Origin of the sequence: Dokdonella sp., from assembly GCF_035703485.1 — a bacterium.
Lineage (GTDB): Bacteria > Pseudomonadota > Gammaproteobacteria > Xanthomonadales > Rhodanobacteraceae > Dokdonella.
The window spans coordinates 1-13,306 of sequence record NZ_DASSYD010000144.1; the positions used below are offsets into that span (position 1 = coordinate 1).

10 protein-coding genes are annotated in these 13,306 nt (G+C 57.3%); 7 read left to right on the forward strand and 3 right to left on the reverse strand.

The window, feature by feature from the left end:
* A partial coding sequence (locus tag VFN25_RS11335; protein ID WP_325141948.1) for a hypothetical protein occupies positions 1-207 on the forward strand: 207 nt, incomplete at its 5' end.
* A 36-nt stretch (positions 208-243) separates the two neighbouring features.
* Here VFN25_RS11335 and VFN25_RS11340 read toward each other — a convergent pair.
* Positions 244-849, reverse strand: coding sequence for a hypothetical protein (locus VFN25_RS11340; RefSeq protein WP_325141950.1), 606 nt, complete (start codon positions 847-849; stop codon positions 244-246).
* Positions 850-1,127: 278 nt separating this feature from the next.
* Here VFN25_RS11340 and VFN25_RS11345 point away from each other — a divergent pair, with 278 nt between their 5' ends.
* The 3 genes from VFN25_RS11345 (at position 1,128) to VFN25_RS11355 (ending at position 5,078) form a co-directional block, all read left to right on the forward strand.
* Positions 1,128-2,228 carry a Glu/Leu/Phe/Val dehydrogenase dimerization domain-containing protein gene (locus VFN25_RS11345; RefSeq protein WP_325141952.1) on the forward strand — a complete coding sequence of 367 codons (1,101 nt, stop codon included), beginning with the start codon at positions 1,128-1,130 and terminating at the stop codon, positions 2,226-2,228.
* A 33-nt stretch (positions 2,229-2,261) separates the two neighbouring features.
* Entirely contained in the window at positions 2,262-3,419 is a 1,158-nt protein-coding gene (locus tag VFN25_RS11350) for an isovaleryl-CoA dehydrogenase (RefSeq protein ID WP_325141954.1), read from the forward strand.
* Between the two features lie 129 nt (positions 3,420-3,548).
* The gene (locus VFN25_RS11355) at positions 3,549-5,078 is read left to right on the forward strand and encodes a DUF3369 domain-containing protein (protein WP_325141955.1); all 1,530 of its coding nucleotides are present in this window, start codon (positions 3,549-3,551) and stop codon (positions 5,076-5,078) included.
* A 51-nt stretch (positions 5,079-5,129) separates the two neighbouring features.
* On the opposite strand, the gene VFN25_RS11360 is transcribed toward VFN25_RS11355, so the two are convergent.
* A complete protein-coding gene (locus VFN25_RS11360) occupies positions 5,130-8,981 on the reverse strand; it encodes a sensor histidine kinase (RefSeq protein WP_325141957.1) in 3,852 nt (1,283 codons plus the stop codon).
* 248 nt (positions 8,982-9,229) lie between these two features.
* Between VFN25_RS11360 and VFN25_RS11365 the strand changes: the two genes are divergently transcribed.
* The 3 genes from VFN25_RS11365 (at position 9,230) to VFN25_RS11375 (ending at position 12,510) form a co-directional block, all read left to right on the forward strand.
* Entirely contained in the window at positions 9,230-10,606 is a 1,377-nt protein-coding gene (locus VFN25_RS11365; protein ID WP_325141959.1) for a DUF1800 family protein, read from the forward strand.
* Positions 10,607-10,706: 100 nt separating this feature from the next.
* On the forward strand, positions 10,707-12,068 hold the full coding sequence (locus tag VFN25_RS11370) for a DUF1501 domain-containing protein (RefSeq protein ID WP_325141961.1): 1,362 nt from the start codon (positions 10,707-10,709) through the stop codon (positions 12,066-12,068).
* A gap of 82 nt (positions 12,069-12,150) precedes the next feature.
* Positions 12,151-12,510, forward strand: a complete 360-nt coding sequence (locus VFN25_RS11375) for a hypothetical protein (protein ID WP_325141963.1) — start codon at positions 12,151-12,153, stop codon at positions 12,508-12,510.
* A gap of 97 nt (positions 12,511-12,607) precedes the next feature.
* On the opposite strand, the gene VFN25_RS11380 is transcribed toward VFN25_RS11375, so the two are convergent.
* Positions 12,608-13,216 (reverse strand): rhomboid family intramembrane serine protease, encoded by a 609-nt coding sequence (locus VFN25_RS11380; protein ID WP_325141965.1) that lies wholly within the window; start codon positions 13,214-13,216, stop codon positions 12,608-12,610.
* Positions 13,217-13,306 lie beyond the last annotated feature (90 nt).

Consider the following 13,306-nt stretch of genomic DNA (forward strand, 5'->3'; position numbering starts at 1 on the left):
CTGCGTGCAGATCGCGGCGCGCTGGCGCAGATGCACTGGCCGTGCTTCAAGCCAGCGCAACAAAGAGCTGCGCGCAGACAGGTGTCGCCTAACCGATTGTTTTTGTTGAAACAGGTGGCATCCAGAAGGTCCGCCAGCCGCGCCGCGCGGCTCGTCAACGCAACCAGCCTTCACTTCGCCACGCAGCACGACCGGCGAACCTTCTGAATGCCATGACGGTTTGGCCACTTGATCAGCGTTGCCTTAATTCGGCGCGCTGATCTTGATCGAGTCGTCGTAGTGAATGGTCTGGACCGTATGCGATTTGTGACCCATCGCCGTGGAGTCGCTTTCCGAACGTACGATCCTGCCGGTATCGTCAATGAAAACCTTGTTGTGGGATGAAACGGTCACACCCATGACCTTGGTGTTGACGTCGTAGCTGATGGCGCGGAGGCTTTGCCCATCAATCGTTTGCAAACCCTCATCCTTGATGTTGCTGGTTCCTGCGCGAATATCCTCGATCGTCGACGGGATCATGCGCTTGAACATCCCGCTCATGTCGACTGGCGGCTTCATCCATTGGCCATCGCCGCTGCGCATCCAGGTGCCTTCCGGCAGAACCACGATGGATGTTTCTGAAGTCGTCGCCCGGAAACGGCTGATGGTCTCGAATTCAACTTTCGTACGGGTTTCCTTGCCCTTGGCATCCGTGGAAACCGAATCGGCGGAATAAGACGAATTGATCATCTTTTGATAGGCCGAAAAGAGCGCGTCGCTTGCGCTGCCATCCGCGGCGGCCGGTGTCGAAAACAGGGAGCAGGACATGGCAAGCAAAACGGCAACGAGCAGGTTCGCAAATCTAGGCATCGGTAAACTCCATTGAACGGCGAAAGTCCCATCCTGCGTGAAAGTGTGAATGCTTCGCAAGTCGGATGATGACTTGATTGCGCAGCCGTGACAGCGGGTTTGTAGCGGCACGTCGGCAAGGCTAGACTATGCGCCTGCCGAACTCATCTCAGCAGCAGTTTTTTGCTGAAACCTTCTTGAATTTCAACCCCTTGACACCGGGACTTCAAGTCAGCTCTCACCTGAAACAGGGAGTCGGACTTCAGAAATCCGGTGCAGCATCGTTTGCGGAGCACGTCATGATCTTTGAAACGCTCGCCAAGACCGGCCACGAGGAAGTGGTGTTCTGTCATAACAAGGATGCCGGCCTGAAAGCCATTATCGCCATCCACAACACTGTTCTTGGCCCTTCGCTTGGTGGTTTGCGCATGTGGCCGTACAAGACCGAGCAGGAGGCGATCAATGATGTCCTGCGCCTGTCGCGCGGCATGACCTACAAGAATGCCGTGGCCGGGCTCAATCTGGGTGGCGGCAAGGCGGTCATCATTGCCGATCCGGCCACGGACAAGTCCGAGGCGTTGTTCCGCTCCTTCGGTCGCTTCGTCAACTCGTTGAACGGTCGCTACATCACTGCCGAAGACGTCGGAATCGACGTCAATGACATGGAATGGGTATTCCGCGAGACATCGTTTGTTACCGGCGTGCATCAGGTTCATGGCGGGTCCGGCGATCCCTCGCCGTTCACTGCATACGGAACCCTGCAAGGCGTTCTGGCATCGCTGAATGCCTGTTATGGCAATGAAGATGTCGGCAAATACAGCTTCGCCGTCCAGGGCGCCGGCCATGTCGGCATGGAGCTCATCAAGCTTCTGCGCGAGCACGAGGCCAAGGTCTATGTGACTGACATCAACAAGGAGCTGGTGCAGCGTGCGGTTGACGACTACGGCTGCACGGCGGTCGGACTCGATGAAATCTACGATACCGATGCCGACGTCTACAGCCCTTGCGCGCTCGGTGGCACGCTCAACGAAGCCACCCTCGATCGCCTCAAGTGCAAGGTCATCTGTGGCGCAGCCAACAATCAGTTGGCCAGTGACGAGATTGGCGATGAGATTTCACGTCGGGGCCTGTTCTATGCGCCGGACTATGCGGTCAATGCCGGTGGCGTCATGAACATCTCGCTGGAGATCGATGGCTACAACCGTGAACGCGCAATGCGCATGATGCGCACGATCTACCACAACGTCAGTCGCATCTTCGAAATTGCCAAGCGCGACAACATCCCGACCTATCTCGCTGCGGACCGCCTCGCCGAAGAGCGTATTGCCACAATCGGCAAGTTGCGCCTGCCCCACCTCGGCGTGACCGCACCGAACTTCCAGGGTCGTCGCGGCAACTGATTGCGACAGCACAACTGACGAAGGCCAAATTCCATGCGTCCATTCCAGCTCAGTGAAGATCTAGACGCCCTGCGCGACGCCGTGCAGACGTTTGCGGACAAGGAAATCGCGCCACGCGCAGACCTGATTGATCGCGACAACGAATTTCCGGCCGATCTGTGGCGAAAATTCGGAGAAATGGGTCTGCTCGGCATTACCGCGCCGGAAGAATACGGCGGATCGCAACTGGGCTACCTCGCCCACGTGGTCGCCATGGAGGAGATTTCACGCGCGTCTGGCTCGGTTGGCCTGTCCTACGGCGCCCACTCGAACCTGTGCGTGCAAAACCTCAGCAACAACGCGAACGACGCGCAACGCCGCAAGTACCTGCCCAAGCTGTGCAGCGGTGAATGGGTCGGCGCGCTGGCCATGAGTGAACCAGGTGCCGGGTCCGATGTTGTCGGATCGATGACCTGTCACGCCGAAAAGAAGGGTGATGTCTGGATCGCCAACGGCTCGAAGATGTGGATAACCAACGGCCCGGATGCGGACGTTCTACTCGTCTACATGCGCACCGCGCCGAAGCCGGCTGGCTCACGTTGCATGACCGCCTTCATCATCGAGAAAGGCATGAAGGGCTTCTCGACCGCACAAAAGCTCGACAAGCTCGGCATGCGCGGATCGAACACCTGCGAACTCGTGTTCGAGGATTGCGAAATTCCGGCCGAGAACATTGTCGGCCAGGTCAATGAAGGGGTTCGCGTGCTCATGAGCGGACTCGACACCGAGCGGCTTGTATTGTCGGGTGGGCCGATCGGCTTGATGCAAGCGGCCATGGATCTGGTCGTGCCGTATATCCGTGAGCGCAAGCAGTTCAATGCACCGATCGGCACGTTTGGCATCATGCAGGCGAAAATTGCGGATATGTACACCAATCTGCAATCGTCACGCGCCTATGCCTACATGGTTGCGCAGGATTTTGATCGTGGCGTGAAATCACGCATCGACCCGGCGTCGTGCCTGATGCATGCCTCGCAGACTGCCGTTCAGGTCGCTCTTGAGGCGATTCAGACGCTGGGCGGAAACGGCTATATCAATGAATTTCCGGCTGGACGCCTGCTCCGTGATGCCAAGCTCTACGAAATCGGTGCGGGAACCAACGAAATTCGGCGCATGCTGATCGGACGCGAGTTGTTCCACGGCAAGAGCTGAGGTTCGAGCTGCCCGGAACGTGCCGAAAGAAAGTGGCTGATGGTCGACGCTGCTGAAAAACTCCCGCAACGGTAGTCAACCATCGGTTTATCTGGGTTAGACTGAACGCGACCGCCACGGGGGAGTGAAGTGGGGCTGATCGACGACAGTCTTGAGTTTTCCGATGAACCAACGGGTGAATTGGCCCCGTGGAAAGTGCTGATCGTCGACGACGAGCCCGAAGTCCATCAGGTGACTCGTCTTGTCCTTGCCAATTTTCGTTTTGCCAATCGTCCACTGCAACTGCTGAGCGCCTATACAAGCGTCGAGGCAGAATCACAGTTGCTCGAACACGCCGATACCGCTGTCGTGCTTCTCGATGTGGTCATGGAGACCGAGCAGGCCGGTCTTGCCCTGGTACGCACGATTCGCGAGCGTCTGGGCAATCAATTCGTTCGCATTGTCCTGCGCACGGGACAGCCCGGCCAGGCGCCTGAGCAGGAGGTCGTTGCCGCATATGACATCAACGACTACAAGGAAAAAACCGAACTTACCGCACAAAAACTTTCGACGACCCTGTATTCGGCGCTACGTGCCTACCGTGACATGCGCACAATCGAGTCCAGTCGGCGCGGCCTTGAGGTTGTCATACGCGCTTCATCCGAGGTTTTCTCGCACCAGCAGCCACAACATTTCTCGTCAGTCGTACTGGAGAAGCTGGCTGAATTGATCGGAACCGAGACAACGGCTTTGTGCTGCCGCATCGCCAATCCGTGCGCAGAGCTACCGAAACATTTCCAGATCGCCGCGGCCAGCGGAGACTATTCGCAATACGTTTCACATAATGCTGAAGAGAAACTTCCCGCGCATGTCGTCAACTCAATGCGTCAAGCCTTCAGCAACAAGCAGCATGTTTTTTCCGCAGATCACTACGTTCTGCACTTCAGTGACAGCGATGCCACGGAATCTCTGCTCTTTGTCGGTGAATCGCAGCGCCTCGATGAACACGGACATCGTCTGATGCAGGTGTTCTGCAGCAACGTCGCCATTGCCTATGAAAACCTCCATCTCAATCAGGAGCTTTTCAACAGTCAGCTCGACATGGTTTACCTGCTCGCCGGAGCCGCGGAATCACGCTCACGCGAAACCGCCAATCATGTGCGACGGGTCGGCATCATCGCCAGCAAGATTGGTCGGCTGCATGGCCTCGATGAAGCCACTTGTGAAATGCTGAATTACGCCGCACCACTGCACGATATCGGCAAGATCGGCATCCCGGACGCAATCCTCAACAAACCTGGTGCGCATACGCCGGAGGAAACCGTCATCATGCGTACCCATACCGAGCTGGGCTCGCGCCTGCTGGCGGGCTCGCGGCGCCCGGTTTTTCGCCTCGCCGGAGAGATCGCACTCTCCCATCACGAGAACTTTGATGGCAGCGGTTACCCGAAAGGCCTGGCCGGGAATGCCATTCCCATTGCCGGGAGAATTACTGCACTTGCCGATGTATTCGATGCGCTTGGCAGTCGTCGCTGCTACAAGGAAGCCTGGCCAGATCAGGAAATTCGCCGCTTCATCAGTGATCAACGTGGCGTCAAGTTTGATCCTGAATTGACCGACTTGCTGCTCGCGAACTGGGAGGAAATATCGTCACTGCGCAAGCAGCTTCCGGATACCTGATTGCCTGACGCTCCTCCTTCCTTGTTCCGCAGTAGGCAGATGAAGTTTTCGTCATCCCCTGCTTTTCTCGAACGGTGCACGATTTCCGGATGTGAAGCGAATGCTCAACTGAAATCCGGATTCCAATGCGCTGTCGACGACGATGGTGCCACCGAGAACCTGAGTCACCAGGTTATAGACGATATGCATCCCCAAACCTGACCCTCCGACTCCACGACGGGTGGTGAAGAAGGGGTCGAAAATACGCGCACGGGCAACTTCGTCCATGCCCTTGCCGTTGTCCCGATAGTCAATGCCGATGCTGTCGCCGCGTTGGGTAACTTCAATACCGATGCGTCCGGATCTGCCATCGGAAAAGCCGTGAATGAGTGAATTCATGACCAGATTGGTAATGATCTGGTACAGCGCCCCAGGCGCCGTTTCGCAAACCACGGGTTGCTCGCAGAAAATTTCCACCTGATGTGGCGTCTTCTTCAGGGTTGGCCCAAGCGTGATCAGGATTTCGCTGATGCAAATGCCAATATCAATGACTCTGCGATCCTCGGTCGATTGATCGACCGCAACCTGCTTGAAACTTCGAATCAGCCGATCGGCGCGCTGGAGGTTGCGAAGGATCAACTGTGAACTTTCAAGCGCGGCATGCTCGAACCGTTGCAGTTCCGAGCGAGTCAGTTCGCCCTTCTCAAGAAGCTGGGCAATTCGTGTGGCTTCCTCACTCATATGTGAAGCCGCGGTCACGCTGACCCCGATCGGTGTATTGATTTCGTGGGCAATTCCGGCGACGAGCCCGCCAAGCGAGGCCATTTTTTCCGCCTCAAGCAATTGTTTCTGAGTCCGTGTCAGACGATCAAGGGTCTGCTGAAGCTCCAGATTCGTTGCCTTGAGGTCCGACGTGCGATTCTCCACACGCTGCTCCAACTCCTCGTTGAGTTTGCGCAACGCCTCTTCCGCCGTCTTCAGCTCGGTAATGTCGTGAGTCGTGCCAGCCATGCGCACCCCCCTTCCCTGCTCATCACGTTCAACCAGCCGGCCTCGACTCAGCACCCAGATCCAGTTGCGCTCGACATCGAGAATTCGATAGCTAGCCTCGAAACTGTCCGACTCACCTTTGAGGTGGGTCGTCAGCGCCTTGTTGAACTCGTCGAGATCATCCTTGTGGACAAGCGAAATGTGCGCATCAATTGAATCGCCTATGGAGTCCGCATTGAAGGCGAGTTGCTCCAGCCGATTTTCCCTGACCATTTTTTGTGTTTGCAGGTTCAGATCCCAGAGCTCGCTTCCACTCCCCCATAGCGCCATCTTGAGGCGCTCCTCGCTGAGACGGATTGCATTTTGGGCCTGTGCGCGACGATGCAGACTGGCGCGAACCCAGATCGCAATCAGCCAGGCCAGTGCAATCAGTGCAGCAAGATATGCCGCGAAGGCTCGCGGTGAAGCCCAGGCAGAGGGCGCAACGTTGATATCAACGATGAACTCTTTCTCACCCCAAGCCTGACCACTACGCCTTGTGCGCAGACGTAGCCGATAATTCCCGGCATCCAGATCCGTATAGGTCGCAAAGCGCCGCGAGGAGGAGGTCTCGATCCAGCGTTGATCGTGTCCGTCAAGGCGATAGCTGTATTCGATCGATTCCGGATCGGTAAAGTCCAGAGCAGCAAATTCGACTGTGACGTTGTCTTGTTCGTGGCTCAGTTCGATCTGGCCACCCATCCACAGACTCTTGTCGAGTGGTGATGCCGGGTCGCGCCATTTCAACTTGACCGGAACATTCTGCAGCAACAGGCGTGTCGCAAGGGGTCGCGGTGCTGGTGGCAGTTTGATTTTGAGTGGATCGAAGACGCTGATGCCCTCCAGGCCACTGAAAGCCATCAGGCCACCAGGAAGGCGCGTAGCACCGTTGATCCAGTAGCCCGAGGACAAAGTGCCATCGTGAGGGCCGAAATTGATGAAGCTTTTGCGTTCCGGATCAAAGCGGCTGAGGCCTACGGTGGTGCTGATCCAGAACTTTCGGCTCGAATCCTCCATGATCTTCCCGATCGCCTCGGCGGCCAACCCTTGCTTCGAGCCGAACGTCTCGAATCGCGGCGCATCTTCGGTCCCTGGCAAAAGATGACTGATGCCGGCTCCCTGGGTTCCAACCCAGAGCTCTCCGCGGGAATCCATGGTCAGGGTCGAAATGGCATTGCTGCCGACCGATTGGGGATCATCCGGATCCGAACGGAAGTGCTCGAATCGTTGTGCGGCGCGATCAAAGCGATCCAGTCCACCCGCCCGTAACGCGAGCCACAGGTCGCCGTTTGATGTCTCGACAATATCACTCACGCTGTCGCCACCGGGATTACTCGAATGGCTTTCAGTGACTACCTGGTGTCGATGGTGGACGAATGACTTGCAGGTACTGCAGCGCTCGTCCAGGCCCTGATTCACGGTGCCTATCCAGAGCGTTCCATCACGCCCCTCGAATATGTAGAGAAGCGCATCTTCGGCAAGACTGCCCGGATCATTCGGGTCGTTTCTGAAATGTTCGAAACTGTCGCTGTTTCCGCGCATCCGGTTGAGTCCGCCGCCATTGGTTGCCACCCACAAACTTCCATCCCGGGTTCTGGTGATGTACTGGACAAAATCATGCGAGAGAGAATCGGCTCGTTGCGGATCATGCCGGTAGCGGGCAATAACGCCCTTGTTCAAATCAAGATGAACGAGTCCCCCGCCTTCCAGGACGCCAACCCACAACGTGCCATCCAGGTCCCCCCATACCGTCAATGCCTGACGTGATGGCAGCGTTCGAGAGTCACCCACAACGCTTTCAATACGGGTGAAAGCTTCGGTTCGGGGGTTTTGCACGGACAATCCGTTGGCCCAGGAGCCCACAAACAGACTTCCATCGCGGCCACGCAACAGCGTATGCAGCCTGTGTGCGGCGACTGTGCCATCTCGTGCCGGATCATGGGCGTATTCGACAAACGTCTCATGGTCTGGCTGCAATCTCGCCAGGCCATGACTGAAGCCGGCGATCCAGAGTCCGCCATCTGCGTCGGCAAGAAGATCGCGGATGCCGCCATCCGGCAGTCCGACTTCGGAATTCGCTTGCCGTTCCTGATAGTGCTTGAGCAACAGACCATCGCTATTGAAGCGATACAAGCCGCTCTCTGCCGTCCCCGCCCAGATTTCGCCATTCGGAGTTTGCGCCAGCGTATAGATGTCCAGCGAACGCTGCTGATGATCGAGAATTTGATGCAAGTTGCTGCCGTCAGAACTCATTTGCCAGAGGCCTTCCCTTGCACCCAGCCAGATGCGCCCATCGCTTGACTGCAGCATGCTGCGAACCATTCGGAATGCAGGATGTGCTGCAAACGGCAAATCCCGGAAGGATTTGGAGCCAGGATCAAACCATTGCATTCGTCCCGCTGAGTTGGCTACCAAAAGTCTTCGCTCTCGATCAATCAACAAGGCCGTAACGTGGCTGCTGGCCAGTGCATGAGGATTGCCTGGATCTGCCCGATAGCTGACGAATCGATCAAGCTGCGGATCGTAGTGATCGAGGCCACCGGCCTGGGTACCGACCCAGAGGCTGCCATCCGGATCGGCAGCCAGCGCCCAGACATGATTCTGGGACAGTGACCAGGGATCATCGCGCTCCGTCTTGTAGACACGAAACTCGTAGCCATCAAAGCGGCTCAGGCCATCCTGGGTTCCCAACCAGAGGAAGCCGCTCGAATCCTGGGCCATTGCCCGGACCGTGGCTTGTGACAATCCATCGGTGATGCCGAACGTCCGAAAATGAATGCGTTCGATACCGGGAACTTCTCCCGCGTACGCAGCAGCGATCCAGCCGCACGACAGAATCGTGGCCAGACAAAACGATCGAATCCAGAACCCCGCCCGTGTACGTCGTTCGCGCATTCATGAAGGCTAGCCCTCCAAACCGCAGACAACAAGCACAGCCCGCGCCAACCGAGGCAGGCTGGCGCGATTTGCGGCGATCAGCGGGCGAAATGGATCGCGGCAATTGCGCGAATTCAGTCGCCGGGAGCAGACTCTCCAGCCGTAACCTGTGCAAGCACCCACCGACACTTTCATTTCTATAGACGGACATCACACATGGCTGTCTCGACAGGACGTATGTTGCGCTCGAATTCCGGGGAGTGCCGATGAACAAGATCGTCTTTTGCGCTGCGCTGGCCATTCTGGGTTTGCTGTCTCCGATTGTTGTGCAGGCACTTGTCCATGATCCCCTGTTCGGAAATTCATTCGAACGGCCAACTGACCTTCCGGGCAACGATGCAGAGGCGGCCAGATTTCTGACCCAGGCGACCTATGGCCCTACCCTTGCCGAGATCGCCCGACTGCGCGCGATCGGCTACTCGGAATGGCTGCGACAGAAATTCAACAAGCCTGCCACCGCAGCGAGGCCGTTTCTGGAAACGGTGAATGCCGCACGTCTCAGTGCGGGCCAGAGTGGGATCAGCCAGAGTCAGCGTCTGGACCGCTGGTTTCATACGGCGGCCACCGGCAACGACCAGCTACGTCAGCGACTCGCATTTGCACTAAGTCAGATCCTCGTCGTTTCCGATCAGAACAGTTCGCTTGGCGGCGAACCGATCCAGCTCGGCGAGTACTGGGACATTCTGGCTCGCAACGCATTCGGCAACTATCGCGAACTGCTTGATCAGACGACCTGGAATCCGTCGATGGGCAAGTATCTCAGTCATTTCCGCAACCAGCAGGCCTCGGCAGATCAGAGTTGTCCGGACGATGTCGACGATGGGCTCGACCTGCTCTTCGCTCACCCGAACATCGCGCCTTTCATTTCGCGCCAGCTGATCCAGCGGTTCACTACAAGCTCGCCGTCACCGGCCTACATCCAGCGGGTTGCACAGAAGTTCAACAACAACGGTTTTGGCGAGCGAGGCGATCTCAGTGCCGTGATCAAGCAGATCCTGCTGGATGTCGACGCACGCAACGCGCCGACAGCCAACAGTGGCAAGGCGCGTGAGCCCCTGCTCAAGCTGACCGCAATCTGGCGCGCCTGGGCCGCACAAATGCCCGCGGCCGATGCCTACGGCAATATCCCGATGGGCATGACCAATCCGAGCGGCACCTTCGGCCAACGTCCGCTTGGTGCTGATACGGTGTTCAATTTCTACGAACCGGATTATCAGGAACCCGGCGTCATTGCCGATTCGGGGTTGTTCTCTCCCGAGTTCCAGACTCTCGACGAAAGCACGATCGTCTCGAGCGCAAACAGTCTGTACTCGTATGCCTTCAACAGTTATGTCGGCATGTCGAATCCTCCGAGCAATAGACCGTTGCTCGACCTCGCTGCGCTCACTTCGCTTGGCACCGACTATGCGGCGATGGTCGATGAAGCCAACCGGCGCATGCTCTACGGCAGCATGTCTGCCGCAATGCGTACGTCCCTGATCAATGCCGTCACCTTCATGGACGGAAATGTCTCCGCGTCCGAGCGTGCTCGCTCGATCATCTACCTCGTGGCGATCTCGCCCGAATTCGCCGTGCAGCGCTGAGGACATGACCGTGAGCAACGAATCGACCTCCCGGAGAAGCTTCCTGCGCCAATTGTCGTGCGCACTATGCGCTGGCGGTGCCTCGACACTGCTTCCGCAAATGAACCTGATCAGCCGTGCACTGGCACAGACCACGGTGCCCGGCTACAAGGCGCTGGTTTGCGTCTATCTGGCCGGCGGCAACGATGCCTGGAATTTCCTGATGCCTTATGACCAGGCCCGTTATGACGTCTACGCTGCATCGCGCAGCGGGGTCTATAACGCCAGCGGCAACCCTGGCGGCCTCGCCATCGCTCGCAGTGCCTTGGCGGGCACCCAGATCAGCGATGCGAGTGGCAGCTATGCCTTGCATCCGAGCACGATCGACCGCACCGGGCCCAGTCAATCCGGCCTGCGCTCGCTGTACAATCAGGGCAAGCTGGCCTTGATCAGCAACATCGGCACCCTGATCCAGCCGATCAGCAAGACCGAATACAACGCGACGCCCTCTTTGCGGCCACCGCAGCTTTACTCGCACAGCAATCAGGAGAACCTCTGGCACATCGCGCGCACGACCGCATCCGCGCGCGGCTGGGGCGGCTTGATTGCCGATCGGGTGCGCCAGGACAATCTCAATCAGTTGCTGTCTCCGTGCATATCAATCGGTGGTGGCAATCGCTTTGAAGTCGGCTTGAATACGTTTCCGTATCAGATGTCGAGCAGTGGCGTGACCAATGTCTCAGGCACCGGGAATACGGGCGCAAGCTACCAGCGCGCTGTCGCGTTGCAGCAGCTGCTTGATGCAAGTTACCCGTCGCCCTACCAGAGCCAATACAGCGATATCCTGAGCCGCTCCCGCGATCTCTACGGCCTGCTCAATTCGGGGCTCGCCAGTGGCGGCGTAGGTAACGTGAGCACGAATTTTCCTGACGAGTCGCTGGCCAATCAGCTGAAGATGGTCGCGCGCATGATCAAGCTGTCCCGCGATACCTCGTTCAACGTCCAGCATTCCCGCCAGATCTACTACGTGCGTCTTGGCGGATTCGACATGCACGACAACCTCATGAGTACCGGCAGCAATGGACACGCGAACCTGCTTTTACGCGTCTCCCAGGCGCTGGGCGCATTCTGGGCTGCATTGGGCGAGATCGGCGCGCGAGATCAGGTGACCACCTTCACGATGAGCGAATTCGCTCGAACCCTGTCGACCAACGGCAACGGATCCGATCATGCCTGGGGTTCGGTCAACATGATCATGGGTGGAGATGTGCAAGGCGGACGCATCTATGGGAATTTCCCCGATCAGACACTCAACGGACCCGTCAGTCTGAGTCGTGGCCAGTTCATTCCATCGACCAGTGTCGACCAGATGGCGGCAACCCTGGCGCGCTGGATGGGTGTCACGTCGAACGCCGATCTCAATACCATCTTTCCGAACCTGGCCAATTTCTCCAGCAACAATCTCGGTTTCATGTTGCATTGATTGCGCTTGTCGCAAGGACCATCTGGCCGTGAAGCAACGAAAGCAAAGCCCTTGGCTGGAGACAGCGATTGCACTGCTTGCAATGATGAATCCGGCGCACGCCGCCAATGGCTGCGACAGCATCGCAAGCATTCCGATTACCTGGAATATCGACTACGAAAATGATATCCAGACGATCTTCAACACGCGCTGCTCGAACTGCCATGTCAAAAGCGGCGGCAGTCCGGAAGCCGGCCTTGATCTCGATCCAGGTTCGTCGTGGGACTCTCTGGTCAATGCCCCTTCCCTGGAACAACTGGGTCGTTTGCTGGTGCTACCCGGACAACCGCTGGACAGCGTGATGTTCGAAAAGATCAATTGCGAGACGCCGAATGCAGGAATGCGCATGCCACGAGATCGCACTCCGCTTCCTCTCAGCGAACAGGCATTGATCTACGACTGAATCATGCTCGGCGCCCCACTTGGCCAAACCGACTTCATCTTCGTCGGCAGCTTTGAGGCGCGCCCCTGACCCGTGTTGGCATGTCGTGACTTTATGACTACATGAAACGCGGCTGCATCAGTTGGGCCAGAAAGTTTTCAATCAATCTCGGCTCCATTGCCAACAGGAACAACACGCCATAGGCCGCCCCCCACAAATGCGCGCTGTGGTTGATGTTGTCGTTGCCCTGACGATCCATGTAAATCGAGTAGGCGATATAGATCACCGCATAGATGATCGCCGGACACGGGATGAAGAAGATCAGGATGGTTGCCCACGGTTGCATCAGGACAAAGCCGAACAGCACCGCCGAAACGGCACCGGACGCACCGAGGCTGCGATAGGCCGGGTTGCCGACATTCTTCATGTAGGTCGGCAAGATCGATACGAGAATTGCTGACAGATAGAAGGCGACGAAACCCAGTGTGCCGATATAGCCGGTGACGAATTGTTCGATCAGCTGGCCAAAGAAGAACAACGTGATCATGTTGAACAGCAGGTGCTGGCCATCGGCATGGATGAAGCCATAGCTCAGCAGACGGTAGTACTGCTTGTTGCGACTGATCGCCGGTGGCCAAAGGATCAGATCGCTGATCAATTTTTCGTTCTTGAATCCCAGAAAAGAGATGACACAGGTAACCGCGATGATGACAAGCGTTGCGTACATGGGCGTCCGTCAGTTGATGTAGGCGGCCATTGCGACCGTAAAGACCAAGTATCGCATCGACCGGGACCTGTCAAAGCATGCGAATATTCC

What these genes read in the sequence shown, in the direction of transcription:
- VFN25_RS11340 (WP_325141950.1), bottom strand. Translation starts at nt 849, where the DNA reads ATGCCTAGATTTGCGAACCTGCTCGTTGCCGTTTTGCTTGCCATGTCC.
- VFN25_RS11345 (WP_325141952.1), top strand. Translation starts at nt 1,128, where the DNA reads ATGATCTTTGAAACGCTCGCCAAGACCGGCCACGAGGAAGTGGTGTTC.
- VFN25_RS11350 (WP_325141954.1), top strand. Translation starts at nt 2,262, where the DNA reads ATGCGTCCATTCCAGCTCAGTGAAGATCTAGACGCCCTGCGCGACGCC.
- VFN25_RS11360 (WP_325141957.1), bottom strand. Translation starts at nt 8,981, where the DNA reads ATGCGCGAACGACGTACACGGGCGGGGTTCTGGATTCGATCGTTTTGT.
- VFN25_RS11365 (WP_325141959.1), top strand. Translation starts at nt 9,230, where the DNA reads ATGAACAAGATCGTCTTTTGCGCTGCGCTGGCCATTCTGGGTTTGCTG.
- VFN25_RS11370 (WP_325141961.1), top strand. Translation starts at nt 10,707, where the DNA reads ATGAACCTGATCAGCCGTGCACTGGCACAGACCACGGTGCCCGGCTAC.
- VFN25_RS11375 (WP_325141963.1), top strand. Translation starts at nt 12,151, where the DNA reads ATGATGAATCCGGCGCACGCCGCCAATGGCTGCGACAGCATCGCAAGC.
- VFN25_RS11380 (WP_325141965.1), bottom strand. Translation starts at nt 13,216, where the DNA reads ATGTACGCAACGCTTGTCATCATCGCGGTTACCTGTGTCATCTCTTTT.